Origin of the sequence: Micromonospora sp. KLBMP9576 (genome assembly GCF_050941805.1) — a bacterium.
GTDB lineage: Bacteria > Actinomycetota > Actinomycetes > Mycobacteriales > Micromonosporaceae > Micromonospora.
Genome location: NZ_CP194567.1, coordinates 3,355,621 through 3,381,073 on the forward strand (window position 1 = coordinate 3,355,621; position 25,453 = coordinate 3,381,073).

The 25,453-nt window shown below is 73.1% G+C and carries 18 protein-coding genes; 4 read left to right on the top strand and 14 right to left on the bottom strand.

Translation table 11 applies throughout. The annotated features are described in order from the left end of the window. Window positions 1-198: 198 nt before the first annotated feature. From ACQ452_RS15110 to ACQ452_RS15145, 8 genes are all read right to left on the bottom strand, one after another. A complete protein-coding gene (locus ACQ452_RS15110; protein ID WP_433384557.1) occupies window positions 199-1,128 on the bottom strand; it encodes an ROK family protein in 930 nt (309 codons plus the stop codon). A 40-nt stretch (window positions 1,129-1,168) separates the two neighbouring features. After that, window positions 1,169-2,626: an argininosuccinate lyase gene (locus ACQ452_RS15115; protein ID WP_433384560.1), complete on the bottom strand. Its 1,458-nt coding sequence runs from the start codon at window positions 2,624-2,626 to the stop codon at window positions 1,169-1,171. A gap of 63 nt (window positions 2,627-2,689) precedes the next feature. Further along, window positions 2,690-3,643, bottom strand: a complete 954-nt coding sequence (locus tag ACQ452_RS15120) for an amidohydrolase family protein (protein WP_433384563.1) — start codon at window positions 3,641-3,643, stop codon at window positions 2,690-2,692. After that, window positions 3,640-4,620, bottom strand: coding sequence for a creatininase family protein (locus tag ACQ452_RS15125; RefSeq protein WP_433384566.1), 981 nt, complete (start codon window positions 4,618-4,620; stop codon window positions 3,640-3,642). Before ACQ452_RS15125 ends, ACQ452_RS15120 begins: the two co-directional genes overlap by 4 nt. Beyond that, the gene (locus ACQ452_RS15130) at window positions 4,608-6,401 is read right to left on the bottom strand and encodes an ABC transporter permease (protein ID WP_433384569.1); all 1,794 of its coding nucleotides are present in this window, start codon (window positions 6,399-6,401) and stop codon (window positions 4,608-4,610) included. The genes ACQ452_RS15125 and ACQ452_RS15130 overlap by 13 nt, the downstream gene beginning before the upstream one ends. Next, a complete protein-coding gene (locus ACQ452_RS15135) occupies window positions 6,398-7,471 on the bottom strand; it encodes an ABC transporter ATP-binding protein (protein WP_433384572.1) in 1,074 nt (357 codons plus the stop codon). The genes ACQ452_RS15130 and ACQ452_RS15135 overlap by 4 nt, the downstream gene beginning before the upstream one ends. Window positions 7,472-7,559: 88 nt before the next feature. Next, window positions 7,560-8,609: an extracellular solute-binding protein gene (locus tag ACQ452_RS15140; protein WP_433384574.1), complete on the bottom strand. Its 1,050-nt coding sequence runs from the start codon at window positions 8,607-8,609 to the stop codon at window positions 7,560-7,562. A gap of 50 nt (window positions 8,610-8,659) precedes the next feature. After that, the gene (locus ACQ452_RS15145; RefSeq protein WP_433384577.1) at window positions 8,660-9,823 is read right to left on the bottom strand and encodes an ROK family protein; all 1,164 of its coding nucleotides are present in this window, start codon (window positions 9,821-9,823) and stop codon (window positions 8,660-8,662) included. A 413-nt stretch (window positions 9,824-10,236) separates the two neighbouring features. Here ACQ452_RS15145 and ACQ452_RS15150 point away from each other — a divergent pair, with 413 nt between their 5' ends. After that, on the top strand, window positions 10,237-12,930 hold the full coding sequence (locus ACQ452_RS15150; RefSeq protein WP_433384580.1) for a sugar-binding protein: 2,694 nt from the start codon (window positions 10,237-10,239) through the stop codon (window positions 12,928-12,930). Between the two features lie 158 nt (window positions 12,931-13,088). Here the strand turns inward: ACQ452_RS15150 and ACQ452_RS15155 are convergent, their stop codons facing one another. Further along, window positions 13,089-14,456 carry a hypothetical protein gene (locus ACQ452_RS15155; RefSeq protein ID WP_433384583.1) on the bottom strand — a complete coding sequence of 456 codons (1,368 nt, stop codon included), beginning with the start codon at window positions 14,454-14,456 and terminating at the stop codon, window positions 13,089-13,091. 146 nt (window positions 14,457-14,602) lie between these two features. Here ACQ452_RS15155 and ACQ452_RS15160 point away from each other — a divergent pair, with 146 nt between their 5' ends. Further along, a complete protein-coding gene (locus tag ACQ452_RS15160) occupies window positions 14,603-15,100 on the top strand; it encodes a MaoC family dehydratase (protein WP_433384585.1) in 498 nt (165 codons plus the stop codon). A gap of 1 nt (window position 15,101) precedes the next feature. On the opposite strand, the gene ACQ452_RS15165 is transcribed toward ACQ452_RS15160, so the two are convergent. Genes ACQ452_RS15165 through ACQ452_RS15180 form a run of 4 tightly spaced genes read right to left on the bottom strand, consistent with a single transcriptional unit; the run spans window position 15,102 to window position 18,986 of the window. Then, window positions 15,102-16,064: an ornithine cyclodeaminase family protein gene (locus ACQ452_RS15165; RefSeq protein ID WP_433384588.1), complete on the bottom strand. Its 963-nt coding sequence runs from the start codon at window positions 16,062-16,064 to the stop codon at window positions 15,102-15,104. Continuing rightward, entirely contained in the window at window positions 16,061-16,930 is an 870-nt protein-coding gene (locus tag ACQ452_RS15170; protein WP_433384591.1) for an HpcH/HpaI aldolase/citrate lyase family protein, read from the bottom strand. The genes ACQ452_RS15165 and ACQ452_RS15170 overlap by 4 nt, the downstream gene beginning before the upstream one ends. Continuing rightward, window positions 16,927-18,180: an aminotransferase class I/II-fold pyridoxal phosphate-dependent enzyme gene (locus ACQ452_RS15175; protein ID WP_433384594.1), complete on the bottom strand. Its 1,254-nt coding sequence runs from the start codon at window positions 18,178-18,180 to the stop codon at window positions 16,927-16,929. The genes ACQ452_RS15170 and ACQ452_RS15175 overlap by 4 nt, the downstream gene beginning before the upstream one ends. Further along, window positions 18,180-18,986: a cupin-like domain-containing protein gene (locus ACQ452_RS15180; RefSeq protein ID WP_433384597.1), complete on the bottom strand. Its 807-nt coding sequence runs from the start codon at window positions 18,984-18,986 to the stop codon at window positions 18,180-18,182. The genes ACQ452_RS15175 and ACQ452_RS15180 overlap by 1 nt, the downstream gene beginning before the upstream one ends. 862 nt (window positions 18,987-19,848) lie before the next feature. On the opposite strand from ACQ452_RS15180, the gene ACQ452_RS15185 reads away from it, so the two are divergent. After that, the gene (locus ACQ452_RS15185) at window positions 19,849-21,231 is read left to right on the top strand and encodes a hypothetical protein (protein WP_433384600.1); all 1,383 of its coding nucleotides are present in this window, start codon (window positions 19,849-19,851) and stop codon (window positions 21,229-21,231) included. A 57-nt stretch (window positions 21,232-21,288) separates the two neighbouring features. On the opposite strand, the gene ACQ452_RS15190 is transcribed toward ACQ452_RS15185, so the two are convergent. Continuing rightward, the gene (locus ACQ452_RS15190) at window positions 21,289-22,794 is read right to left on the bottom strand and encodes an aminopeptidase P family protein (protein WP_433384603.1); all 1,506 of its coding nucleotides are present in this window, start codon (window positions 22,792-22,794) and stop codon (window positions 21,289-21,291) included. A gap of 535 nt (window positions 22,795-23,329) precedes the next feature. Between ACQ452_RS15190 and ACQ452_RS15195 the strand changes: the two genes are divergently transcribed. Continuing rightward, window positions 23,330-25,129: a serine hydrolase gene (locus ACQ452_RS15195; protein WP_433384606.1), complete on the top strand. Its 1,800-nt coding sequence runs from the start codon at window positions 23,330-23,332 to the stop codon at window positions 25,127-25,129. Window positions 25,130-25,453: the final 324 nt, after the last annotated feature.

The window sequence follows — 25,453 nt, forward strand, 5'->3', positions numbered from 1 at the left end:
CGCGTAGCAATCACAATGCTCGATCGCTGACAGACTCTGCAATAGCTTGCAGAAAAGTTTGCGAAATTTCCTGGCAACATTGAAAGCAGCAACAGCCGAGGGGCGGTTGTAGCTGGCAAATGCCACGAAGCCGGCGGACCTTGATGGACCACCGGCCTCGGGACTGAAAATACTTGCAGCGCGGGAGCGCGCGCACCGTCAGCGGGAAGTGGGGACCGCCTCGCGGGCGAGGATGACCGCGCCGAGCAACGCCGCGTCGTCGGCGAAGCGCGACAACACCACCTCCGGCGGGTACGGCAGGACCGCCGCCAACCGCTCCCCCAGCAGGCCGCGGATCAGCGCGTTGCCGACCACCCCGCCCACCAGCACCAGCCGCTGCGGATCGAGCAGCAGACAGCAGGTCACCAGGTGCCGGGCCAGCTCGTCCACCCGGGCGGTCAACGCGTCGCGGGCCGGGCCGGGCCGCTCCGCCGCGGCGGCCAGCCCCCGCGCCCCGCCCGAGATGCCGAGCGAGTCGGCGAGCAGGTCCAGCGCCCGGCCGGAGAAGCCCAGCTCCAGCATCGTGCCCGGCCACGGGCCACCGGCCACCGCGTACCCGATCTCGCCGGCCGCGCCGTGGTGCCCGGCCAGCACCGCCCCGCGGACCGTGACCGCCGCCGCCACCCCGGTGCCGATGCCCACCACCAGGCCGGGATCGACATCGCGCAGCGCGCCGAGGCGAAGCTCGGCCAGGGCGGCGGCGTTGAGGTCGTTGTCGACCGCCACCACCGGCACCCCCAGCCGGTCACGGACCGCGTCGGCGAGGCGCAGCCCGTCCCAGCCGGGGACGTTCGGGGCCAGGTCGATGCCGTCGCGGCGGACCACGCCGGGCGAGGCGACGCCGGCCGCCGCGACCGGCGCTCCCAGCTCCCCCACCAGCTTCTCGGCCAGCTCCAACGCCCGGTCCAGGGCCTGCGGGGCGCCCCGCTCGGCGTGCGTCGGGACACGCTCGCGGGCCAACAACCGGCCCTCGCCGTCGGCCACCCCGACCGCCATCTTGGTGCCGCCGAAGTCGATGCCGAGCAGCACGCCCTCGGCACCGGCCGGCGGCGCGGGCTGCGTGGCCCGGCCGGCCAGCCGCACGCTCACCGGGCCACCGCCACGACCCCGGCCGCCGCGTCGGGCGCGCTCATCGGGCCGCCCCCTGCGCGGCGACCGCGTCCAGCGCGGCGTCGGCGGCGGCGAGGCGGTCGCGGACGGCGGCCAGCCGGCCCGCGACCGCGTCGAAGGTGCCGCGCAGCACGGCCACCTGGGCGCGCACCGCGTCCGCGCCGGGGCCGTCGACCTGGGCGCGCGCGAGCACCAGCTCCGGGCGTACGGCGGCGGCGATCAGGTCGGCCACGGCGCGGTCGTCGAGCCCGTCGGCGATTCCCTCGGCCGCCGCCCGGACGGTCTGCGGTGTCCAGGTGTCCGGCGTTCCGCCCCGCACCAGCCGACCGAGGACCGAGTGGGCGGCCCTGAACGGCACCCCGTGCCGGGACAGCGCGTCGGCCGCCGCGGTGGTGGTGGCGCCGGAGGCCACGATCTGGGCCGCCGACGGCGGCTCCAGCGGCTCGATCTCGGCGAGGAAGCCGCCGAGCAGGGCGAAGAACCGGTCGGTGCGGTCGTTGCTGTCCCAGAGCCGCACCTGCACGTCGGTGGTGGCGTTGTTGGAGTCCTCCCACCAGGCGGCACCGACGTTGTTGAGCACGCTGGCGGCGTCGGCGGCGGTGGCGCCCGCCATCGAGACCAGGTGCTCCAGCACCACCGGGTTGCGCTTCTGCGGCATGATGCTGCTGCCCTGGGTGAAGTCGCCGGGCGTGCTCACCCAGCGCCAGGTCAGCCAGTCCATCAGGGTGCGGGCCAGCCGGGCGCCGGTCGCGAGGGCCTGGGCGTTGAGGGTGCCGACCCGCATGAGGTGGTCGGCGCCGGCCACCGCCTCGTAGGAGTTGGTGACCAGGCCGTCGAAGCCGAGCAGCTCGGCCACCCGGGCGGGGGCGATGTCCAGGTCGGTGCCGGCGAAGGCGCAGGAGCCCAGCGGCGAGGTGTTGAGGGCGTCGATCAGCTCCGCGTAGGCGACGGCCTGTCCGGCGAGGGCCTCGGCGTAGCCGGCGAGGGCGTGCCCGATGGTGGTGGGCTGCGCCGGCCGGCGGTGGGTGTAGCCGGTGATCACCACGTCGGCGTACCGGTGCGCCGAGTCCAGCGCGGTCGTGCCGGCGGCGAGCACCCGGTCGAGGACCCCGAGGAGCTGGTCGCGCAGCAGCATCCGGAACACCCCGGCGTCGAGGTCGTTGCGGCTGCGGGCCATCTGCACGTCGAGCTCCGAGGTGGGGATGCCGCACGCCTGCGCCAGCCGCTTCTCCATCAGGTAGTAGGTGTCCTCGAAGGTGCCGTCGAACTCCGGGGCCGCGGTGGCGTCCGCGCGCAGCTCGGCCAGCCCGCGCAGCAGCCGGGCGCCCCGATCGGCGGGCACCAGGCCCTGCTCGGTCAGCATCACCACGTGGGCCTGGCTGGCCCGCACCATCGCCGGGAAGAGGTACCCGACGTGGTGGTCGTAGGTCGGCCGCAGGTGGTGCCGCTGGTAGGTGGTCAGCGCGGGTGTGCTCATGACGGTCTCTACTTCCTTCCGTGCCGGGCGCGGCGTCACGTGCCGCGCCCGGGCGTCAGCCGGTCAGTGGTGCAGGCCGAGCAGGCGCTCGGCGTTCCCGGCGAAGATCGCGCGTAGGTGGTCGTCGGGCAGCCCCAGCTCACGACAGATCCGCAGCTGGTCGTCAAGGTAGCGGGTGACGTAACCGCGCGGGAACCACGACGAGTCGCTGCCGAACACGATCCGCTGCGGGCCGATCGTCTCGTAGCAGCGCCGGAACAGCTCCTCCAGCGTCAGTTTGTACGGCATCCAGCGCACCCACTGGTTCGACCCGGAGGTGTCGACGTGGATGTTCGGGCAGCCCCAGGCGGCGAAGAGCAGATCCTGCACGTGCTGGACGCCGAAGTGCGGCACCACCACGGCCAGCTCGGGGAAGCGGCGGGCCATCCGGGCCAGCTCGTCCGGCCCCCCGAAGCGGCCGTGGGACAGGCCGCCCGCGCTGCCGTAATGTCCGATATGGATCAGCACGGGCACGCCGAGGCGCTGGGCGGTGCCCCAGAGCGGATCGAGGGCCGCGTCGTCGAGCGGGCCGCGCAGCAGCGGGGCGAAGAGCTTCAACCCGCGCAGGCCGCGCTCGACGACCGCGCGTTCCAGTTCGGCCGCCGCGCCGGCGCCGTACGGGTCGTGGTGGGCGAAGCCGAGCAGCAGGTCGGGGTGGCGGTCCACCACGTCGGCGACGGCGTCGTTGCCGCCCCCGGTGACGAAGACCGCCCGGTGCACGTCGACCGCGCGCAGTTCCTCGGCCCAGCGGTCCGCCTCGTCCTGCCAGCGCGCGGCGGGCGGCTCCGGGTCGGGAAAACCCCATGCCTGCCGCCACCGCCGCGCCTGTCCGGCGGAGCCGGCGGCCCGTACGGCGCGTTCGTGCTCGCCCCCGGGGTGCATGCCGGCGGCCTGCTCGCAGGCCTTGACCGTCTCGTCGGCGCCGATGCGAAAGTGCAGGTGGAAGTCGACGACGGCCAGTCCACGCTCGACGGTCACGGTGCCTCCTCGGGCTCGGCCCCACCCGCCGCCGGGACGTCGGTCCGCCGCGACGCCCCGGTCGGCGGTGACCCGTCGGTCGGCTGCGGGGCCCCGGTCGGCTGCGACGTGCCGGTGGGCAGCGGGGCGTCGGTGGGCGGGGCGGGCGGCGGGGCGGCCACCCAGGCGGCGACGACCTCGCGCAGCCGGGCCCCGGCCAGGTGCCGGACCCGTCGGCCGGCCTCCTCGTCGGCCAGCGAGATGTGCCCGGACCAGCCCTGCCACGGGTCGGGCCGGGACTCCACCAGCACGTACGGGTGCGTCACCGGCAGTTTCGGCTTCGGCGGCAGGTCGGCGACCGCGTCGAGGCGGACCGCGTCGGGGTCGAAGCCGAGCACCCCGGAGGTCTCGTACGCGCCGCCGTGCCCGCGCGCCGGCAGCGGCCCGTACAGCTCGGTGGTCTCCGCCGGGGTGACGAGCTGGAACCAGTTGACCAGCAGCAGGCTGGCCGTACGCCGCCCGGAGACCCACTCCATGGCGGCCCGGACGGTGGACATGTTGGCGTCGTGTCCGTTGACGATCAGCAGCCGGGGGAACCCGGCGGCCACGATCCCCTCGATCACGTCGGCGAGGTAGCCGACCGCGATCTCGGGCCGGATCGCCACGGTGCCCGGCCAGGGCCGGGTCTGGCCGGGGCAGGCCGCGTACGGCACGGCGGGGAAGAGCACCCCGCGCGGGCCGGTCGGGGTCGCGGTGCCGTCCGGGGTGCCGCCGGACGGCACCGCCCCGTCGCCGCCGAGCGCGCTCTCGGCGGCGAAGCCCTCGGCGAGGATCAGGTCGGTGCCGAGCGGCAGGTGCGGGCCGTGCCACTCGACGGCGCCGACCGGGAGCACCGCGAAGTCCGCCGCCGCGGCGAGGGCCGCGAGTTCCCCGCCGGGGATCCGGGCGGCGGGGACGAGCCCGCCGCCCGCCGGCCAGGCCGCGCTCACGCCGTCCACTTGGCCGCCTCCCGACTGGAGCGCCGGCCGCCGTCCAGGCGACCGGAGACCACCATCACCACGAAGATCAGGACCACCTGGAGCATGCCGTACGCGGCGGCGGTGCCGATCTCGAACGAGTACATCCGGTTGTTGATCTCGACGGAGATCGGCGCGGTCTCGGAGGTGTAGATGAGCACCGAGGCGACGAACTCGCCGACGCCGTGCACGAAGGCGAGCAGCGCGCCGGCCACCACGCCGGGCAGCATCAACCGCAGGGTGACCGTGCCGAAGGCCCGCCACCAGGACGCGCCCAGGTTGCGCGCGGCCTCCTCCAGCGACGGGTCGATCTGTGCCAGGGTGGCCGAGCTGGACCGGAACACCAGCGGCAGGAACCGCACGAAGTACGCCAGCGGCATGATCCAGAACGTGCCGATCAGCACCTGTCCGAAGCTGAACGCGCTGCCCGTGCTGAACGCCGAGATCAGGTTGATCGCCACCACCGTGCCGGGCAGCGCCCAGGCCAGCATGACCGCCACGTCCAGCAGGCCCCGGCCGCGGAAGTCCAGCCGCCGCACCGCGTACGCGATGAGCACGCCGACGACGACACAGGCGACGGTCGCTATCAGGCTCATCTTCAGCGAGTTGAGGATCGGCTGGAACGCCGCCGGGTCGGAGAAGATCGTGACGAAGTTCTGCATGGTGTACGCGGCCGGGATGACCTCGGTGGTCCAGGAACCGTCCGCCGAGAACGCGACCAGGGCGATGGTCGCCACCGGGGCGAGCAGGACGGCGGTGGCCAGGACCGACGCGGTCAGGGCGAGCCACTTGCCGAGTGGGTTGGTGATCTCGCGCCGGTGCGCGGCGACGCCCTTGGACTGGGAGCGGTAGCTGCGCCGCCCCTCGTACCAGCGCATGCCGAGCAGGAACAGCACCGAGACCACGCCGAGCACCGAGGCGTACGTGGAGGCCATCGGCAGGTCGCCGTTGGTGCGGTTGATGTAGATCTGCATGGTCATCGTCTGGTCCACGCCGAACAGCAGCGGGGCGGTGTACGACGCCAGCGAGGTCATGAACACCAGCAGCGAGGCGGAGACCAGCGCCGGGGTGAGCATCGGCAGCAGGACCGTGCGCCACACCCGGACCCGGCCGGCGCCCAGGTTGTACGCCGCCTCCTCCACCGACGGGTCCATTCCCGACAGCGCGGCCGAGGCGGACAGGTAGAAGTACGGGTACATGGTGAAGGTGTGCACGATCAGCACCCCGGCGATGCCGCTGAACGGCAGCACCGGGTTCTCGGCGCCGAAGAGCTGTTGCAGGCCGCGCGGCAGGATGCCGGTCTCGCTGTAGAGCAGCTGGAACGAGATCGCCCCGATCAGCGGCGGCAGCGCCGCCGGCACCAGGATGATCGCCTCGATCAGCTTGCGGCCGGGGAACGAGAAGCGCTTGAGCAGGAAGGCCATCGCCACGCCGACGACGCCGCAGAGCAGCACGCTGGCCGCGGAGATGATCAACGAGGTGACCAGGGACGACCGGGCGACCCCGCCGCCGGTGAGGAAGCTGCCGTAGTTCTCCACCCCGTCCACACCGACGCTCTCGGCGAAGGTGGCGAACATCGGCTGCACCACGTACCCGAAGAGGATCAGGGCGAGCGGGAAGACCAGGACGTACGGGAACCAGCGCGAGCCGGTGCCGCCGGCGAACCGGGCGGCGAGGCGGCGGCGCGGACCGGGCGGCGGCGCCGGTTCCCGGGTGACCGGGGCGACGGTGGCCGGGCCGGGGGTGGCGGGGATGGTGCTCACGGGCGCACCACCCACATCCGCTCCCGGTTCAGCCGCAGCCCGACCTGGTCGCCGGCGGCGATCCCGGCCGGCACGTCGATCGCGGCGACCTGCACCGCCTCGCCGGCCACGTCGACCACGAGGTTGGTGGCCATGCCGGTGAACTCCACCTCGGTGACCCGGCCGGGCAGCGCGCCCGACTCGGTGGCCGAGGTCAGCCCGAGGTGTTCGGGGCGCACGGAGACCAGCGCGGTGTCGCCCTGGCGCAGGCCGTGGTCCGTCGGGGCGGGCGCGGTGATCTCGCCACCGGCGGGCAGCCCCACGGTGACGCTCTGCGCGGCGGCGGCGAGCACCGGCAGGCTGAGCACGTTGCTGCGGCCGATGAAGCGGGCCACGAAGCTGGTCGCCGGGCGGTGGTAGATCTCCTGCGGTGCGCCGATCTGCTGCACCCGGCCGGACTGCATGACCGCGATCCGGTCCGACATGGCCATCGCCTCGGCCTGGTCGTGCGTGACGTAGATGGAGGTGGTGCCGGCCTCGCGCTGGATGCGGCGGATCTCGACCCGGGTCTCCTCGCGCAGCTTGGCGTCGAGGTTGGACAGCGGCTCGTCGAGCAGCAGGGTGCGGGGCCGGATCACCAGCGCCCGGGCCAGGGCGACGCGCTGCTGCTGGCCGCCGGAGAGCTCGTCGATGCGCCGGTCGCCGTAGCCGGCGAGGTGCACCTGCCCGAGCGCCTCCTCGACCCGCCGTCGCGAATCGGCCCGGCCGACCTTGCGGATCTTCAGTCCGTACGCGACGTTCTGCGCGACGCTCATGTGCGGGAAGAGCGCGTAGTTCTGGAACACCATGCCGGTGTCGCGCTTGTTCGGCGGGCGCCGGGTGACGTCCTCGGCGCCGAAGCGGATCCGGCCCGAGGTGGGGAAGTAGAACCCCGCCACCATCCGCAGGGTGGTGGTCTTGCCGCAGCCGCTCGGTCCGAGCAGCGTGAAGAACTCCCCGGCGGCGATGGTGATGTCGACGTCGTCCACGGCCGCGGTGTCGCCGCCGCGCGCGAAGCGCTTGCTCACCGACTCCAGCGTGACATCGATCATGAGGTCCTCTCCTTCAGGCGGTACCGGACCTGGTCGGTCGTGGCAGGGCGAGGGGGCGCGGGGACGATGGCGTCCCCGCGCCCGACGGTCAGCCCTTGTTCTTGATCTGGCTGTTCCAGTGGTTGATCCACTCGGTCTCGTTCTTGCCGATGACGTCCCAGTCGACGTCCAGCGGCTTCAGGCCGAGCTGGGCCAGCCACTCCGGCTTCTCGGCGATGTCCACGGCCGGGATCTGGTAGTAGTCCTTGGCCAGGTCGGCGCGGAGCTTGTCGTCGAAGAGGAACTCCATGAACTTCTGCGCGCCGGTGGTGTTGCCGCCCTTGACCGCGGCGATGCCGTCGACCAGCACCGGGGCGCCGGAGGCCGGCATCACGTAGCCGAACGGCATGTTCGACTGGTTGGCCTGCAACAGGACGTCCTGCAGGTTCCAGGCGCTGAGCGTGCCCTGCTGGCGGGAGAGCTTCAGGTAGAGGTCGGTCGGGTTGGCCGCGTACGCGCCGGTGTTGGCGTCGAGCTTCTTGAGCCAGTCGTAGCCGGGCTGCGGGTTGCTGCCGTCCGGGGACTGCCGCACGATCATCGAGGCGTAGATCGACCGCATCGTGCCGGACGCGGCCACGTCCCGGATAATGATCTTGTCCTTCCACTCCGGCTTCAGCAGGTCGTCCCAGTCCTTCGGGGCCTGCTCCGGGGTGAGCGCCTTGTTGTTGTACATGATGACCTCGGGAAGCAGGATCTCCCCGAACCAGCGGCCCTCGGCGTCCTTGTACTTCGGGTCCATCTTGCCGGCGAACGCCGGCTGCCAGGAGGCCAGCAGGTCCTCGCCGGCACCGGCGGAGAGCCCCTGCTGGGTGCCGCCCCACCAGACGTCGGCCTGCGGGTTGGCCTTCTCGGCCCGGACCCGCTCCAGGATCTCCTGGGCACCGAGGTTGAGGATCTCGACCTTGCCCTTGTACTCGGGGTACTTGGCGGTGAACTGGTCCACGACGTAGGTGGAGACCTTCTTGTCGCGGGCCGTGTAGATGGTCAGCTTCTCGGCGCTCGCGCCGCCTGCCGTGCTGTCGTCGCCACCGCCGCCGCAGGCGGTGCCGGCGGCGAGCACGGTGGCGAGCGCACCGGCGAGGAGAAGTCGACGTCTCATGGGGTACCTCCGAGGGGTGTGGGGGGAACTACGGTGTGCGTGGTGTGTGGTCAGGGGCTGGGCAGCAGGGTGGGCATCGAGGCGGCTGCCGCCGAGAGGGCGTAGCTGACCGCCCCGTGCAGCACCGCCCGGTCGCCGAGCACCGCCCGGCGCACCTCGGTGCTGCTCGGCGCGGCGGCGGCGACCAGCGCCTGGAGCCGGTCGACGGCGGCGTCGTCGAGCTGGGTGGCGGCGCCGCTGAGCAGTACCCGCCCGGGATCGGCGACGCAGACGCAGGAGACGATCAGCCGCGACCAGGCGGCGAGCACGTCGTCCAGGTACGCGGCGGCCCGTTCGTCGGTGGCGGCCAGCGCCACCAGGTCGGCCACGGGCGATTCCGGCCGCCGCCCGGGGGCCAGTGCGACCATCCGCTCGGCGATGGCGTTCTCCGACCAGCGGGCCTCGAACGGGCCGATCCCGTCGTGGCCCCGGTCGGCCGGGTCGAGCGGCAGGAAGCCGACCTCGCCGGCCGCCCCGCCGGAGCCCCGCCGGACCTGGCCGTCGAGCACCAGGCCGGCGCCGATGCCGTCGGCCACGTGCAGCAGCAGCAGGTCGGCGACGTCGCTACCCGCGCCCACCGCGTGCTCGCCGGCCGCCATCAGGTTCACGTCGTTGTCCACCACCACCGGCACCCCGAGCCGGAGTTGCACCGACTCCCCCACCGGCCGGCCCTCGACGAGGCCGACCGAGGGGGCCAGGCGCACGGCGCCGCCGGTGGAGACGCCGGGCGCGGCGATGGCCACCCCGCGCAACGCCGGCAGCCCGTCGCCGGCAAGTTCCGGCACGAAGCGGCAGATGGTGTCGACGATGTCGCCGGCGAGCCGGACCGTGCGGTGGGCGATCACGGCGCCGTCGCTGTCGGCGATCTCGCAGCTTATCCGGGACGGCTCCAGGGAGACCGCCGCGACCAGCTCGGCGCGGGGGTTGAACTCCAGCATCGCCCGCGGCCGGCCGGTGCGGGAGGCGCCGGGGCCGCGTTCGAGCAGGTATCCCTCGGCGATCAGCTCGCGCACGAGCGGGGTGAGCGTGGCGGGGCTCAGGCCGGTGAGCTCGGTCAGCTCGGCGCGGGAGAGCACCCGCACCTGGCGGGCGGTGGAGATCACGGAAAGCCGCTTGATCTCCTTCGACCGCTCCCGGCTCACCGGGCTCGTTGGTGGCGTCACCACGTCAGTCACACTTCCTTCCTACGGCGAACGAACTATTGAGTCAAGTAACGAAACCGTCTCGTTACTTCGCGGGATCTCTCGTGAGCAGCGGAAACGCCGCCACCGGCGGTCCCCTCGGGGAATCCGGGCGGTCGATCTCGCGGCCGGCAACGCCCGCACCGACAGCGAGTTAGTTTCTTTCGCAAAAGAAGAAAGACCTTGCAAAGCATTGACGGGCCGCCGCGCCGGTCCCTAGCGTCACCGGGCGAAGGCCTTCCAGTGTGTACGGATCTCCGTGCCGCTGCGTACCCGGTGACGCCGGTGCCCCGTCGTGCCCGGTGCCCCCACCACCCCCGCACCGTCCGATCACGACCCACACGTCGGCACCCCCGTGCCCGACGTCGATCCGTCGTCCGGACCTCGCATCAAGCGAAAGGATCCGCATGCGTCTCAAGGCATTCCTGCTACCCACGGCGCTCGCCCTGGCCCTGTCCGGGACACCGGCCGTCGCCCTGGCCGCCCCCGGCGGCCCCCGGCCCGCCGACGCCGTCGACCTCGACGTCCTCTTCGTCAGCGCCCACCCCGACGACGAGGCCGGCAGCCTCGCCACCCTCGGGCAGTGGAAGGAGAAGCACGGCGCCAAGGCCGGCGTCGTCACCATCACCCGGGGCGAGGGCGGCGGCAACGCCGTCGGGCTGGAGGAGGGCCCGCCGCTGGGCATCATCCGGGAGCGCGAGGAGCGCACCGCGATCGGCCGCGCCGGCGTGGAGAACCTCTACAACCTCGACCGTGTCGACTTCTGGTACACCGCCTCGGCGCCCCTGTCCGAGCAGATCTGGGGCCACGACGACACCCTGGCCCAGATCGTCCGGGTGATCCGGCAGACCCGGCCCGAGATCGTCATGACGATGAACCCGTCGCCCACGCCCGGCAACCACGGCAACCACCAGCAGGCCGCCCGGTTCGCCGCCGAGGCGTTCCACGCCGCCGCCGACCCGCAGGCCTTCCCCGAGCAGGTCACCAGGGAGGGGCTCAAGCCCTTCCGGGCGGCCAAGTTCCTGCGTACCGGCGGCAGCGGCAGCTCCTCCACCGGGCCGGGCTGCGCCACCGGCTTCACCCCGACCGTCCCGACCGACCAGGTGTTCGGCGTCTGGGAGGGCGCCCGCAGCGCCACCGGCAGGACCTGGGCCGAGGTGGAGGTGGACGCCCGCCGCGACTACGTCACCCAGGGCTGGGCCGGCACCGCCGCCGCCCCCACCGACCCGACGAAGATCCGCTGCGACTTCTACACCCTGGTCGACAGCCGCGTGCCGTACGACCCGGCGGACACCACCCCCGAGGCGATCCTGCGCGGCTCCGTGCTGCCCCCGGCCGCCGGCGGGCTGCCCCGGGGCACCGAGCTCTACCTGAGCGCCGACCGGTTCGACCTCACCCCCGGCCAGAGCGTCGAGGTCACCGCGCACGTACGCGCGCCGGGCAACCGGGCGCTCACCTCGCCCCGGGTCGCCCTGCGACTGCCGCAGGGCTGGACCGCCACCGGCTCCGGCGTCGTACGCGGTGCCGTACCGGCGGGCAAGGAGCGGACCGTCACCTTCACCGTGACCGTCCCCGCCGGCGCCGACACCAACGCCCAGCACCTCGTCGGCGCGTCCCTGACCACCGGCCAGGGCACCGGTCGCACCGACCGGGCGGTGCGGGTGGTCGCCGACGTGCGCGGCACCCTGGAACCCCTACCCGAGGTGGGGCTGTTCCGCACCTGGGCCGGCGACAGCGGCTACCCGCAGCTCGACACCCTGATCAAGCCGGTGCTCACCGTCGGCTCCGGCCAGAGCCGGCCCGTCCGGGTGGACCTGCGCAACCACGGCAGGACCGCCCAGAGCGGCACCGTCGCCCTCGGCCTGCCGGCCGGCTTCACCGCCGACGCGGCCACCAAGAGCTACGCCGAGCTGGCGCCGGGCGCCACCGGGTCGGTCACCTTCACCGTCACCGCCGACGCCAGCCTGCCGACCGCCAACGAGGGCGGCGACGGCGGCGACCACGGGATCACCATCACCACCACCAGCGGCACCGGCAGCACCGTCGAGGCGGGCGCCCTGGAGATCGTGCCGACCAGCGAGGTCCCGCGCGCCGGCAACGGCCACGCCGTCGACGGGGTGGCCTCCCCCGGCGAGTACCCCGGCGAGGAACTGGACCTGTCCCGCATCTGGGAGGGACAGGCCACCACGGCGCAGGACGCCTCCGCCAAGGGCCGCATCGCCTTCACCGAGGACGCCCTCACGGTGTTCGTACAGGTCACCGACGACGTGCTCGGCAAGAAGGTGGTGCCGCAGGACTGCAAGCGGCAGCGGCGCACCGACAGTGTGGAGATCATCGTCGACCCGAAGGGGAACTCGACGGACACCTCCACCGTGTTCAAGGCGGGCATCTTCCCGGTCACCGACGACCCCGCCAACGGCGACCCGCCGTGCTGGCAACGCGACGCCGACAACCGGCAGGGACCCGGCGTCACGACCGCCCCGGGGATGACGGTGGTCAGCAAGGTCACCGCGCCGTACGCGGGCTACACGATCGAGGCGCGCATCCCGTTCTCGGTGCTGCCCGACGCGATCGACCCGGCCCGGATGGGCTTCAACGTGCTGGTGTACGACTCGGACACCCAGGACCTCAGCTCCCAGTCGCGGCTGGGCTGGTCCACCTTCACCGGCGTGCGGGCCGACCCGTACCGGTACGGCCTGGTCACCCTGCCCGGTCTCGCCCCGGCCCAGCGGCAGCCCAGCGCACCGGTCTTCCCGGACACCGCCGCGCGCAGCGTGCACAGCCCGCAGTCCATCGCCCAGTCGGCGGTGGACGGTGTGGCTCCGGCCGCCGTCACCCGGCTGCCCGAGCGGGCGCTGAAGTTGACCGACCAGCGGCAGGTGCCCGGTGGCGTGCGGGTGAGCGTCCGGGCCGACCGCGCGGGCACGGTGTACCTGTACACCTGGGACGGCGACCGCTCCCTCGGTGAACGTGCGGTGCAGGTGCGACCCGGCCGCCCGGTGACCGTCCTGGTGCCGGCCACCGGCGGCCGGCCCACCTCCGTGCTGGCCGCCTTCGAGGCCGGCGGCGCGGCACTCGCCCAGCAGGTCGCCGTGCGCTGACCGGTCGGGTCGGGCCCCGCCGCCGGACGACGCGTCGACACCGACGCCGTCCGGCGGCGGGGCCGCCGGCGATCCCCGCCCGGGCCGGTCGCCGGGCGTGGTCCGGGCCGCCTGCCGCGACGACGCCGGCCGCGTGGGAGCCACGACGCGGCGGTGGGTCAGACCGCCACCATGCAGTTGTCGGAACTGCTTTCGCCACCCCGGATGCTGACGATGCCGGCGGAGCCGTCGCCGTAGTAGCGGCAGAACAGGCCGGCGGGACGCCCGCCGAACAGCAGCGGCCCGATCACCGGGGCGACCTCGACGTCGTGGGGTTCGTCGTCGCCGTCGGCGACGAGCGCGACCCGGCACGTCCTCGGGGCCACGAAGTCCTGCACCACGCTGGTGCCCTCGGCGGCGGCCTCGCCGACGGCGGACTCCCACGTCGCCTGGTCGACCTCGCGGCCGATGACCACCTGCTTGCCGCTCTCCCCCAGGCCCGCCTTGAGCACCAGCAGGTCCCGGTTCGCCACGACGAACGGGAGCAGCTCCACCTCGCGGCCCGCCCGGGCGGCCCGGCGGTCCGAGAGGATCCGCGTCCACGGCACGTACGCGTCGACGAGGTCGCGATCGGCCGCGCTCATCCACGGCCGGCCCTCCGACAGCAGGCCCATGGTCAGCTTGCTGTGCATGAAGGTCGACGTCTGGGTGCCCACGAGCAGGCAGTCGTTGTCCAGCGCGTCCTGCACGTAGCTGGTGTCGAGGCCCGCGTCGAGCCAGTCGGGGATGGTGAAGTTGCGCAGCCCGACCGGGTAGCGCAGGTGCGGGGCGCAGTCCCACGCCTGCGGCAGCTCCTCCGGCTCGAAGAACCGCGCCGTGAGGCCGTGGTTGTTGAGGTAGTCGGCCTCCAGCTGGAAGTAGCGGCTGCGTACACCCTCGACGCGGGCGCTGCCGACGATGGCCACCCGCGGCGCCACCCCGAGTTCCGCGCAGAGCGACCGGTACATCCCGGCGCGCACGGCGAACGGGTCCGGTGAGGTGAACGGGGTCCGGCCCACGGCGTCGGCGTGCAGCCGGCGCCACACCTCGAGGCGGCAGTGCGTCTCCACCACGCCGCCCAGCGCACCGCTGACGTTGAACTCGAGGAACTGCGGCCCGGCGGGCCCGATGACGACGTCCGGGCGTACGACGCAGTCCGGGTAGCGTTCCTCGACGAACGGGTCCCGCACGAAAAGCTGGTGCTCGCTCTGCGGCATGCGGTAGGCCGCCAGCCGGCCCGCCGTGGTGGGTGCCGTCTCGAGGGCGGTGCGGCGCAGCAGGTCGACCAGCGCGGCGGCCACCCGGAAGAGCCCGGCGTAGGACGCGCGCGGCACGGCTATCGGCGCCACGGGCAGCAACGCCTGGTGGGGCCAGCCGGTGTCCCGCAGCTCGTGGCGCAGCATGTCCCGGATCGTCCCCGCCGGCGCGGCCGGGGTCAGCCGTTGGTCTCCGAACCACGGATGCCCGGTCGGGCCACCCGTGGTGCCGTCACCCTCGCGCACGGTCATCTGACGCTCCCCGGGCTCGCACGTGGGGCCGCCGGCCGAGCGTGCTCGACGGGGCCGGCATCTCCTGAACGATGATCGAAATACGTTAACATTCACGTCCGACGTGGACCCGTCGATCCGTCCACGAGCGAGCCGGGAGAGTCGTCATGACACTGCGTCATGTGCAGGGCAACGAATACCGCGAGGAGCACGGCGGCGACTACGAGGACTTCGAGCCCGGCATGGTGATCCGGCACTGGCCGGGCCGCACCATCTCGGAGACCGACAACACCTGGCTGACCCTGCTCACCATGAACCAGCACCCGCTGCACTTCGACGCGCACTACGGCGCGGGCAGCGAGTACGGTCGGGTGCTGGTCAACAGCGGCATCACGCTGTGCCTGGTCGGCGGCATGACGGTGCAGGCCCTGTCGGCGCGGGCGGTGGCCAACCTGGGCTGGGACAAGGTCCGCCTGCGCGAGCCGGTGTTCGTCGGGGACACGCTCTACGCCAGCAGCCGGATCCTCGACCGGCGACTGAGCCGGTCGAGGCCCGGACAGGGCATCATCACGGTCGAGACGACCGGCGCCAAGTCCACCGGCGAGACCGTCATCGTCTTCGAACGTTCCTTCCTGGTCCGCTGCCGGGAGGACGCCGCCTCCTGACCTACGTGGCGGCGACCGCCCCCTCGTGCAGTGCCACCGCGGCGGCGGTGTCCTCTATGGACATCCCGACCGTACGCAGGACGGAGGTCCGGGCGCCGACGTCGACCTCGCCGGTGACCAGCGCGCCCAACTCGTACAGGTCGTCGACGCCGAGCAGGCCGGCGGCCAGGGCGGCCCGTACCTCACCGGCGCCGTCCAGTGCCGCGCCGCGCTCCTCCACCACCGCGACGGCCTCGGCCAGGAGGGCGGGATCCAGCTCGATCGCGCCCGGGTGGGTGCCGCCGATGACGTTGACGTGCGCGCCGGGGGCAACCCAGCCCGCCTCGACCAGCGGCGTGTCGTCGCTGGTCGAGGTCGCCGTGCAGACGATCGCCGCGTCGACGACGGCGGCCTTCGCGCTGTCGCAGACGCTCGCGCGCACCGGGTGGGGCACGACGTCGCGTACCCAGTCGGCGAACTGCTCCGCCCGGCCGCGGGTGCGCGAGAACACCCGGACGGTACGGATGGGGCGCACCGCCACCATCGCGCGCACCAGGGCCCGCGCCTGCACCCCCGCGCCGATGACCGCGAGGTCCTCGGCGTCCCCGGGGGTGCACCAGCGGGTGGCCAGGGCGGCGACCGCGCCGGTGCGGACGGCCGTCAGCTCGGCGCCGTCCAGCAGGGCCGTGATCTGCCCGGTGGTCAGGTCCGTGAGGGCGACGACGCCGTGGATCAGCGGCAGCCCACGCCCGGGGTTGTCGGGGGTGAGCGTGGTGATCTTGACACTGCCCACGCCGCGTCGGTGCCAGACCGCGGGGCTGACCAGCAGGACCCGCTGGGCGCCGTGCTCGATGACGGTGCGCGGCGGGGACTCGGTCCGGCCGGCGGCCAGGTCCGCGAACATCTCGCCCAACGCGTCGACCACCCGCAGCAGCTGCGCCGTACCCGCCATCTGCGCGGCGCCGACCGTCACCGCCCCGGTCATCCGACCGCTCCGGCGGCACCGAAGCGCGCGGCCCAGGCGTCCTCGCGGGCCACGGTGGCGCGGGCCATCCGGGCGAACGGCGGGCCGACCATGTTTCCGTCCAGCAGGGCGATCCCGCCGTTGGCGGCCCGCACGGCCTCGGCCACCCTGCGCGCCAGCCGCAGGTCGTCGGCCTGCGGACGCAGCACCCGGTTGATCTCGTCCAGCTCGCCGGGGTGCACCGTCGCCTTGCCGTGGAAACCGAGCGCCCGCACCCGCGCGGTCTCCCGCGCCAGGACGGCCGGCTCGGCGAGCCGGAAGTTGGCGGTGTCGATGCAGGCGGTGCCGTGCCGCGCGCAGGCCAGCGCCATCGCCTGCCGGGCCGCCAGCATGGCCTCCCAGGTGATCTCGACCCCGAGCGTGGCCGCCAGGTCCGCGGAACCGAGCACCAGCCCGTCACTGGCCCCGGCGATCGCGTCGATCTCGGTGACCGCCTCGACGGTCTCCACCGTCACGTAGATCTCCGGGTGCGCGCCCGCCGAGGCCAGGATCCGCCGCAGCAGTGCCACCTCGGCCGCCGAGGTCACCATCGTCATCATCACGATGCCGGGGCGCACCGGTGACTCGGCGAGCGCCAACAGGTCCTGCACGGCCGCGACGCTGCCCAGCTCGTTGACGCGTACCGCGACGTTCTCCGGGCGTGGCGTCTTCTCCAGGGCGGCGCGGCACACCGTACGCGCGGCGGGCTTCTCGGCCGCCGGCACGGAATCCTCCAGGTCGATCAGGTGGACGTCCGCGTCGTAGGACCACGCCTTCACGATGCGGTCCAGCGACAGCGCCGGGGTGTACAGGATGCTGCGCGGCACCGCCCGTGCGGGGCGGGTCACTGGGCGACCGCCTCGGGCAGCGCGGCGGCCGGGCGGGCACCCGCCTCGACGAGCACGGAGCACAGCCTGGTGATCTGCTCCTCGGTCTGGCCCGCGCGCAGCATGACCCGCAGCCCGGCGGTGCCGCGGGCGACGATCGGGAAGAACACCGGAGAGGTGTAGAACCCGGCCGCGAAGACCCGCTGGGCCGCCTCGACGACCGTCTCGTCGGTCATCGGCACCACCCGGATCGGGTACGTGCTGCCGGACTGCTCGGTGGCGAGCAGCGAGTCGAACAGCGCGATGTTGTGTCGCAGCCGCCCCTGCAACCGGGTGAGTTCCTCGGTGCGGTGGATCTCGGCCGAGGCGAGCGCGGCGCCCACCGCGGCGGCGTTCATCTTCTGCGAGTAGCCCAGCGGGCCCGCGAACCGCTCGATGATCCGCCGCGTCTCCTTCGGGAAGCCGTCGAGCAGGATCGCCGTGCCGCCCGCACCGAACCCCTTGCTCAGGGTCGCGACCGTGATGGTCCGCTCGTCGCGCACCGGGCAGTGCGAGCGCACGTAGCCGATGCCGCGCTCGCCGTACGCGGACAGCGAGTGCGAGTCGTCATAGAAGACCAGGAGGTTGTACCTGTCCTGCAACTCGGCCAGTTCCTCGACGGGCGCGTAGCCGCCGAGGCTGTCCGAACCGTCCACGACATAGCAGACGCGCTCGTAGGTGCGGCACATGTCCTCGAGGTAGTCGAGGTCGTGGTGGCGGCAGGTGACGACCTCGGTCTCGTCGGCGCAACTCGGCTTGGCGTTGGCCATCGACACGTGGGCGTTGCGGTCGAAGACCATCAGCGGGCGGGTGCCGTTGCCGAGGTGACCCGAGGCGACCAGCGGCAGCAGGCCGGTGCTGGCCGCCGCCGTGGAGATCGCGCTGATCACCGTCGCGTCGAACAGCTCGCCCAGCGACTCCTCCAACTCCAGCAGCACCGGGGTCTGCACGCGGGTGCGCGGGATGCAGTGGTCCAGCACGCCGAAGCGGCGCAGCGCGGCGACCGCGCCGTCGATGACCCTGGGATGGGTGTCCAGGTCCAGGTAGGAACAGACCGTGAAGTTGACGAACTCGTGGCCGTCGGCCATCCGGAACACGCCGTCGTCGAGGTCGCCGACGATGCCGGCGACCCCGTGCTCCTCCGACATGTTCCAGAAGGTGTTGCCCACGCCGATGAGCTTGTCGTTGTTGCGGTAGCGGTGGGTGGGGGTGATGGTCTTGCGCTCGCTCATCAGGAGTTCACCTCGGTGGGCTTGTAGCTGTAGACGCCCCTGACCCTGCGGTACGCGTACGTGTACATCGCGACGCCGAGGGCGTGTGGGCGGCGCAGGAGCTTCTTCGACTTCAGCCAGAAGTTGACGTTGATGTTCATCTCGCCCAGCGACTCGGCCTGGTGCCACCAGCCGAGCGGCAGGTAGAGCATGTGGCCCGGTTCGAGGACGAAGTCGCGCCGCTGGGCGAGCTTGGGCGCCACCCTGGGGAAACGCTCCAGGTCGACGTCGTCCAGGTCGAAGACCTGGGACTTGTCCCCGAACCCGCGCAGCACCGAGCGCGGGTAGTACTCGCGGGAGCCGGGCGGGGCGATGATGAAGCGCTTGCGGCCCTCCAGCGCGATGTTGAAGTTCTCGAACTCGTCGAAGTGGTTCTTCGTGAACACGCCGCGGTGGCTGATCCACAGGTTCGCCGCGTACAACGTGTCGCCGTAGCCGAAGAACTGCTCCGCGTCGAAGCCGACGACGGCGTTCACGTCGGCCGGGCTGTTGCGGATGTTCGACACCACCCGGTGCCAGGTGTCCGGGCTGTTCAGGTGGCGCTCGTCGGCGAAGAACTCGCGCAGCTTGATGTCCCTGGTCTCCCAGCGCCCCGGGTGGTTCTTGTCGCCCGGCTCGGTGAACAGGGTGACGGTCATGTCCGCCAGCCGGCTCGCCACGCCGTCGCGGCCCAGCCCCTGCACGTCACCCGGCAGCGCGATCACCACGGGCACGTCAGCCTTGAAGAGACCGCCGGGACCGACGGCCATGAACTCGTCGAACGTCATGCGGGCCACGGGGACACCCGCCGACCCGCCCACCCTGGACACTGCGTCCGAAACTCCCATGTCGCCTTCCCTCACTGCCGAGGGCCGCGGTACGCGGCCGGTTCACGTGCTGGCCCCTTCGGGTCGTCCCACCTCGTCCCCCACGACCGCTGGCGGGCCCGCCACCCGGCAAGGGCTCGTCGCCGGCGCGACGCGCTCACGCCACCGCGCCCCGGCGCGGGCCGACCCGGACCCGGTGCGCGCCGCCCGGGCACGGGCGGGCGGCACGACGACGCCCACCGCGGCGCGGTCCGTCGCGGTGGGCGTTCGGCGGAGCTGACGGGCCCACCGGGGCGGGTGCCGGGACACGTCGCGGCCGGGAACCGCTCGGCGGTTCCGCACGGCGGGATTCGCCGGCCGGAAAGCAATAATCGGACATAGAACTTGTTTCCGAAGTCTCCACTCGATAACCGAAAGAGCCCCCGTTATATGCACGACAGGAAATGCAGCCGTCGAGCTACCGACAACCGCAGCGAACCGCCGGAATCGAAGCTATCAGATGACCATGCCGAGCGGACCTGGCTGTTGCGTCGATCTCATCGCGGGCTCCACCATGGAGCCCGGACGCCTCCCCCGCCCGCCGGACCGGCGCCGGGGGCGTCCGTCCCCGGTGTCCACCGGCGCAGCGGGGGCACCGCGCCGCACCGTCGACGGCGACGCGGTGCGGTGGCGACTATCTTCGTCAGGTGCGACCTGCCGGCGGTTCCTGACAGGTCGGTGCGAGTGCCGGCGACGGCGGACAGGCGGCCCGAAAAGGGGCCGAAACGAGTCGCCGGTCGCGCCACGGAAGAAGACCCCGCGCCATCCGCCCGAAAGGACAACCGTGACGACCACCCGCCCGCCCGTACTGGGCAGGTCACCCCTGGGCCGCGCGTACGTCGAGCACCTCGCCGCGAGCGGGTCGACGCAGGTCCCCACCGCCGCCGCCGGTGACTCGGCGGTCCTCGAGCCGTACCGGGACCGACTGACCGACGGCCCCGCCTTCCTCAGCACGACCGAGTGCCACGGCCTCGCCCGGGACCTCCGCACGGTCTACGACCTGCTGCGCGCCCTGCCGGAGCGGGTGTTCGACGGTAACCTCACCGCGCTGGCCGAGGCCGTCGGCATGGACGCCCGGCAGACGGCGCTGATCACCCGCGGCGCCCACGCCGGTTCCCTCGCCCCGCTGGGCCGCGCCGACCTCTACCACGATGGAACGGGCTTCCGGCTGCTGGAGTTCAACATCACCAGCGCGCTCGGCGGCTTCGAGGCCGCCGACATCAACCGGGCGATGCTGGCGTACCCGCCGCTGCGGGAGTTCGTGACGCGCCACGGGCTGCGGTACCCGGACACGTTGGACTGCATCGTGCGCATGATGTACGCGGAGTGCGCCGCGATGATCCCGACCGACCGGCCGCCCGTCGTCGCCGTGGTGGACACCACCGAGAACTTCGCGATCGTGGGCTCCCGCCTCGAGGTGCTCGCCGACATGCTGGGCCGGTACGGGATCGAGGGCGTCGGCTGCCACCTCGGGCAGTTCACGTACCCGGGGGGACGGCCGAGGGTGGCGGGCCGCGCCGTCGACGTCGTCCTGCGGTACTTCCTGCCCGAGGACCTCTCCGACCCCGCGGCGGCGGCCCAGGTGGAGCCGCTGCTGGCCGCCGCCGAGCGGGAGCAGGTCGGCCTGTTCAGCCGCCTGGACGCCGAGCTGTACGGCAACAAGGGCACCCTGGCGATGCTCTCCGACGACCGGCACCGGGGCCTGTTCGACGCCGGCGAGCTGGCCTGCCTCGACCGGATCCTGCCGTGGACCCGGCACGTGCGGGCGCGCGGCACCGACGCCGAGGGCGCCGAGGTGGACCTGCTCGCCTACGGCCGGGCCCGGCAGGACGAGCTGGTCCTGAAGCCGACGCTGCTGCACGGCGGCAACGGGGTCCTGCCCGGCTGGACGGTCGACGGGGCCGAGTGGCGGGCCCGGCTCGACTCGGCGCTCGACGGCCCGTTCGTGCTGCAACGACGCGTCCGGCCCACCGCCGAACCGTTCCCCGGCGGCGCCGGTGGCCGGCAGGACCTCTACCTCAACTGGGGGGTCTACCTGGCCGACGGCGACGTCGTCGGGGAGGACGGGTACGCCGGCTGCCTCGTGCGGGGCAGCGCCGACCCGGGGGTCGGGGTGGTCAGCATGGCCGGCGGAGCCAGGATCGGCTGCACCTTCCACGGCGGCTGAGCCCCCGTGGCCGCCCGTCGGGCACCGGATCCCGGTGCCCGACGGGGGCCGACGCGGTCACGCCCGGGCGGCCGAGCCCACCCGGTCGATCCAGGCCTCCACGTCGTCGGCCGTACGCGGCATGGCCGCCGACAGGTTCTCGTGACCGTCCTCGGTCACCAGCACGTTGTCCTCGATCCGGACGCCGATGCCGCGGAACTCCGCCGGCACCAGCAGGTCGTCGGCCTTGAAGTACAGGCCGGGCTCGACGGTCAGGATCATCCCCGGCTTCAGCTCGCCGTCCATGTAGTCCTGGCGCAGCAGCATCTGGCAGTCGTGTACGTCCATGCCGAGGTGGTGGGACGTGCCGTGGACCATCCAGCGCCGGTGCCAGCCGCCACGCTCGCGGTCCAGGGTCTGCTCGAGGGTCACCCCCGGCGGCAGCAGCCCCCACTCCAGCAGCCGGCGGGCGATGACCACGTTCGCGGCGGCATGGATGTCGCTGAACCGGTTGCCCGGCTTGACCGCCGCCAGGCCGGCCTCCTGCGCCTCCAGCACCGCCTCGTAGATCTCGCGCTGCACGGCGGTGAAGCGGCCGGTCACCGGCAGGGTCCGGGTGATGTCGGCGGTGTAGAGGGAGTCGACCTCGACGCCGGCGTCGACCAGGATGAGGTCGCCCTCGCGGACCGGGCCGGTGTTCTTCGTCCAGTGGATGGTGGTGGCGTGGTCGCCGGAGGCGCAGATGCTCTCGTAGCCGATGCCGTTGCCCTCGTGCCGGGCGTACAGGCCGAAGAGGCCCTCGACCCACCGCTCGCCGCGCTGCTTGCCGACGGCCTCGGGCAGGCCGGCGATGACCGCGTCGAAGCCCTGGTGGGTGGCGGCGATCGCCTTGCGCATCTCGCCCACCTCCCACTCGTCCTTGAGCAGCCGCATCCCGGAGAGGTGGCGGGCCAGCTCCTCGTCCGCCTCGTGCCGCTGGGTCACCGACGCGGTGCCCGAGGCCTGCGCCCGGGTCTCGTCGACGAGCCGGGCGAGCTCGCCGTCGGCGTCGCGCACGACGCGGACGACTGTCGCGCCGGCGTCCTTGGCCAGCACGTCGGGCAGCGATTCGAGGTGCCGGGTGCCGAGCCCCAGCCGCTGCTCGAGCTCGCCCGTCGTGGGGCGCGGGCCGACCCAGAACTCGCCGAAGCGGGAGTCCGCGAAGAACTCCTCGCTGTCGCGGGGGGCCAGCGGCCGGAAGAAGAGGATCGCCTCGTGGCCCTCGGGCGTCGGGTCGAGCACCAGGACGCTGTCGGGCTCGCTGTCGAACCCGAGGCCGGTCAGCCAGGCGAAGGCCGTGTGCGGCCGGAACGTGTAGTCGGTGTCGTTGCTGCGCACCTTGAGGCCGCCGGCGGGGATGACGAGGCGCTCGCCCGGGAACCGCCGGGACAGGGCCGCCCGGCGACGGGCCGCGTGCTCGGCGACCTCCGCGCGCGGGACGGGCGTCGCGTCCGGGGTGGCCCAACCGGAGGCGATGAAAGCGCGGAACTCGTCGCTCGTCGGGGTGTTGCGGTGACTCGCTTTCACCTGCTCATCGCTGGTCATGGTCGATATCCTGCCACGCGCCGCGGAGCACCGGCAAAGCCGCCGGAGCCCTCGGCCGGCCCGCCTGGGACGCCCTCACGACACGGGCGGTTCGCGGTCGTCACCGCGCGGCGGTGATCTCGCCGCCCACGCCCCGCGGGTTCCGTCCGACGGGCCGCGGGCGTCAGGTCGCGCCAGGCCCCGGATCTGTAGCAAACCTTCTTGACGATTCATCGATGTGTAGCTAAGTTTCAGCCATCGGGATGAGAGGTCGTCATCGATGAAGGCCCGACTCTTCGCCACGCCGGTCGCCACGGGGAAGCCCGCGGCGACGGTAGCGGTCCGGGATCCCCACGACATCGCGTACCTGTCGGGCGTGACCGGCCACCCGGCGACCTGCTCGCACCCGCGGGCGGCGCTGGCCGCCCGCGTCCGCGCGCCGCACGGCGGGTCGCCCCCCGCGGGCGGCCTCCCGTCACGATTCCCACGGCCGAGGGCGCGGGCACCGCGCTCCGTCCCCCCGGCCACGGCATGAGCCGGTAGGAGGCAACCCACCATGTCGTCGCTCGGTCAACTCCGCCCACTCGCGCTGGGCCTGGCCGTGGCCGTCCTGGGCACGACGCTGCCGGTCACCGGCGCCGGGGCCGCGCCGCCGCCGGCCGGATCGGCGCCGCCGGCCGTCACGCCCGCCGACATCCACTTCCGGCACGACACGCTGCGGCCCGGCCACGCCCGCGAGGCCGGGCTGCTCCCCGAACACGTGGATCGGCTTCCCGTCGACCTGGCGGCGCACCTGCGCCCGACGCCGGAGCACCCCGACCATCCCGCGTACGCGGGTGCCGTGGTCCTGGCGGCCAAGGACGGCGTCATCGTGCAGCACGCCGCGGTGGGTTCCGCGCTGCGGTACGCCGCCGTCGGCCCGCCGCCCGGGCTGGCAGGGGTGGAACTCGCCGCCGACGAGCAGATCCCGATGCGGCCCGACACCATCTTCGACCTGGCGTCGGTGTCGAAGCTGTTCACCGCCATCGTGACCATGCAGCAGGTCGAGCGGGGGCGGGTGGACCTCGACGCGCCGGTCGCCCGGTACGTCCCGGAGTTCGCGGCCGGCGGCAAGGCGGCGGTGACCGTACGGATGCTGCTCACCCACACCTCGGGGCTGCCCTCCTTCGCGCCCCTGTGGAGCAGGTACCCGACGCCGGCGCAGCGCTTCGCCGCCGCGCTCGCCACACCGCTCGCGCCCGGCGCGCAGCCCGGCACCCGGTACGTCTACTCCGATCTCGGGCTGATCGCGCTGGGCGTGCTCGTGGAACGGGTGACCGGCAGGCCGCTGGCGGCGCTCGTCGCCGACGGCGTCACCGCGCCGCTGGGCATGACCGACACCGGCTACAACCCGGGGCCGGAGCGGCGGTCGCGGATCGCCGCGACCGAGTACCAGCCGTACGCCGGACGGGGCATGGTCCACGGTGAGGTGCACGACGAGAACGCGTGGTCGCTCGGCGGCGTGGCCGGGCACGCGGGCGTCTTCGCCACCGCGGCGGACCTGGCCGTGCTCTGCCAGTCCCTGCTCAACGGCGGCGAATACCGGGGGCGTCGGATCCTGCGCGCGGAGACGGTGCGCGCGATGCTGGTCAACCACAACGCCCCGCTGGAGCAGGCCTACCCCGAGAGCGACCGCGGGCTGGGCTTCGAGCTCGACAAGCACTGGTACATGACGGGGCTCTCCTCCCCGGTGGCGTTCGGGCACACCGGGTTCACCGGGACGTCGATCGTCATCGACCCGCTCTCCCACTCGTTCGTCATCCTGCTCAGCAACCGGGTGCACCCCGATCGCGGCTGGGGCAGCAACAACGTCGCCCGGCGCGCCGTCGCCCGCGATCTCGCCGAGGCGATGCCGGTGCGGCCCCGGTCGCGCGAGGCCTGGCGGGCCGACCCGCGCGACCTCGCGACCGTCACCCTCACCGCCGGGCTGCGCCGGGAGGCGCGGGGCGGCACGGCGAGCTTCCTGCTCTGGTACGACACCGAGCCCCGCTACGACAGTGCCCGGTTCGAGGTCTCCACCGACGGGGGCTCGACCTGGGCTCCGGGACGGATGCTGCTGCGCCACGGGGACCGACGGTGGGTCAGTGACGGCACGGTCACCGGTTACGGCGGCCGGGCCTGGTGGCAGGTCTCGGTCGAACTGCCCGACCGGGCGACCCATCTGCGGTGGAGCAGCAGCACCGACGCTTCCAGCCAGGGTCGGGGCGTCTACGTCGATCGGATCGTGGCGGCGGACCGGGACGGGTTGCTGTTCCATGGCGAGGGCGGCGACGACGCCCGGCTCGTTCCCGCCGGCTGGTCGCCCGCCCGCGCCTGACCGCTCGACGTGGCCGCCCCGGGATCCGTCGTCTCGCCACCGCCACCGGGCGGGCGGGCGAATCGAGACAGCGCCCGCAGCGCCGTCGCGTATGCCGCGGTGTGACGATCAACCGAACCTGACGCGCCGACCCCGAGCACTCCTACCAGGGCATTGTCGATCACTTGACAAGCGCGGCCGGACAACCAGCCGTCGAATGAGGTCAAGCCATGGTGAAGGGCGACACCTCGGCGCGACCCGCGAATCGCAAGCAATTCAGCCATGCCAAAGTGCCGCTGCTTTTAACCAGAGCGAGACGAGACACCACTAGGGTCAGGACACCGA

Coding starts and splice junctions, on each gene's coding strand:
- ACQ452_RS15195 (WP_433384606.1), top strand. CDS start 23,330: ATGTCGTCGCTCGGTCAACTCCGCCCACTCGCGCTGGGCCTGGCCGTG.
- ACQ452_RS15115 (WP_433384560.1), bottom strand. CDS start 2,626: ATGAGCACACCCGCGCTGACCACCTACCAGCGGCACCACCTGCGGCCG.
- ACQ452_RS15180 (WP_433384597.1), bottom strand. CDS start 18,986: ATGACGTTCGACGAGTTCATGGCCGTCGGTCCCGGCGGTCTCTTCAAG.
- ACQ452_RS15150 (WP_433384580.1), top strand. CDS start 10,237: ATGCGTCTCAAGGCATTCCTGCTACCCACGGCGCTCGCCCTGGCCCTG.
- ACQ452_RS15155 (WP_433384583.1), bottom strand. CDS start 14,456: ATGACCGTGCGCGAGGGTGACGGCACCACGGGTGGCCCGACCGGGCAT.
- ACQ452_RS15175 (WP_433384594.1), bottom strand. CDS start 18,180: ATGAGCGAGCGCAAGACCATCACCCCCACCCACCGCTACCGCAACAAC.
- ACQ452_RS15160 (WP_433384585.1), top strand. CDS start 14,603: ATGACACTGCGTCATGTGCAGGGCAACGAATACCGCGAGGAGCACGGC.
- ACQ452_RS15190 (WP_433384603.1), bottom strand. CDS start 22,794: ATGACCAGCGATGAGCAGGTGAAAGCGAGTCACCGCAACACCCCGACG.
- ACQ452_RS15135 (WP_433384572.1), bottom strand. CDS start 7,471: ATGATCGATGTCACGCTGGAGTCGGTGAGCAAGCGCTTCGCGCGCGGC.
- ACQ452_RS15165 (WP_433384588.1), bottom strand. CDS start 16,064: ATGACCGGGGCGGTGACGGTCGGCGCCGCGCAGATGGCGGGTACGGCG.
- ACQ452_RS15140 (WP_433384574.1), bottom strand. CDS start 8,609: ATGAGACGTCGACTTCTCCTCGCCGGTGCGCTCGCCACCGTGCTCGCC.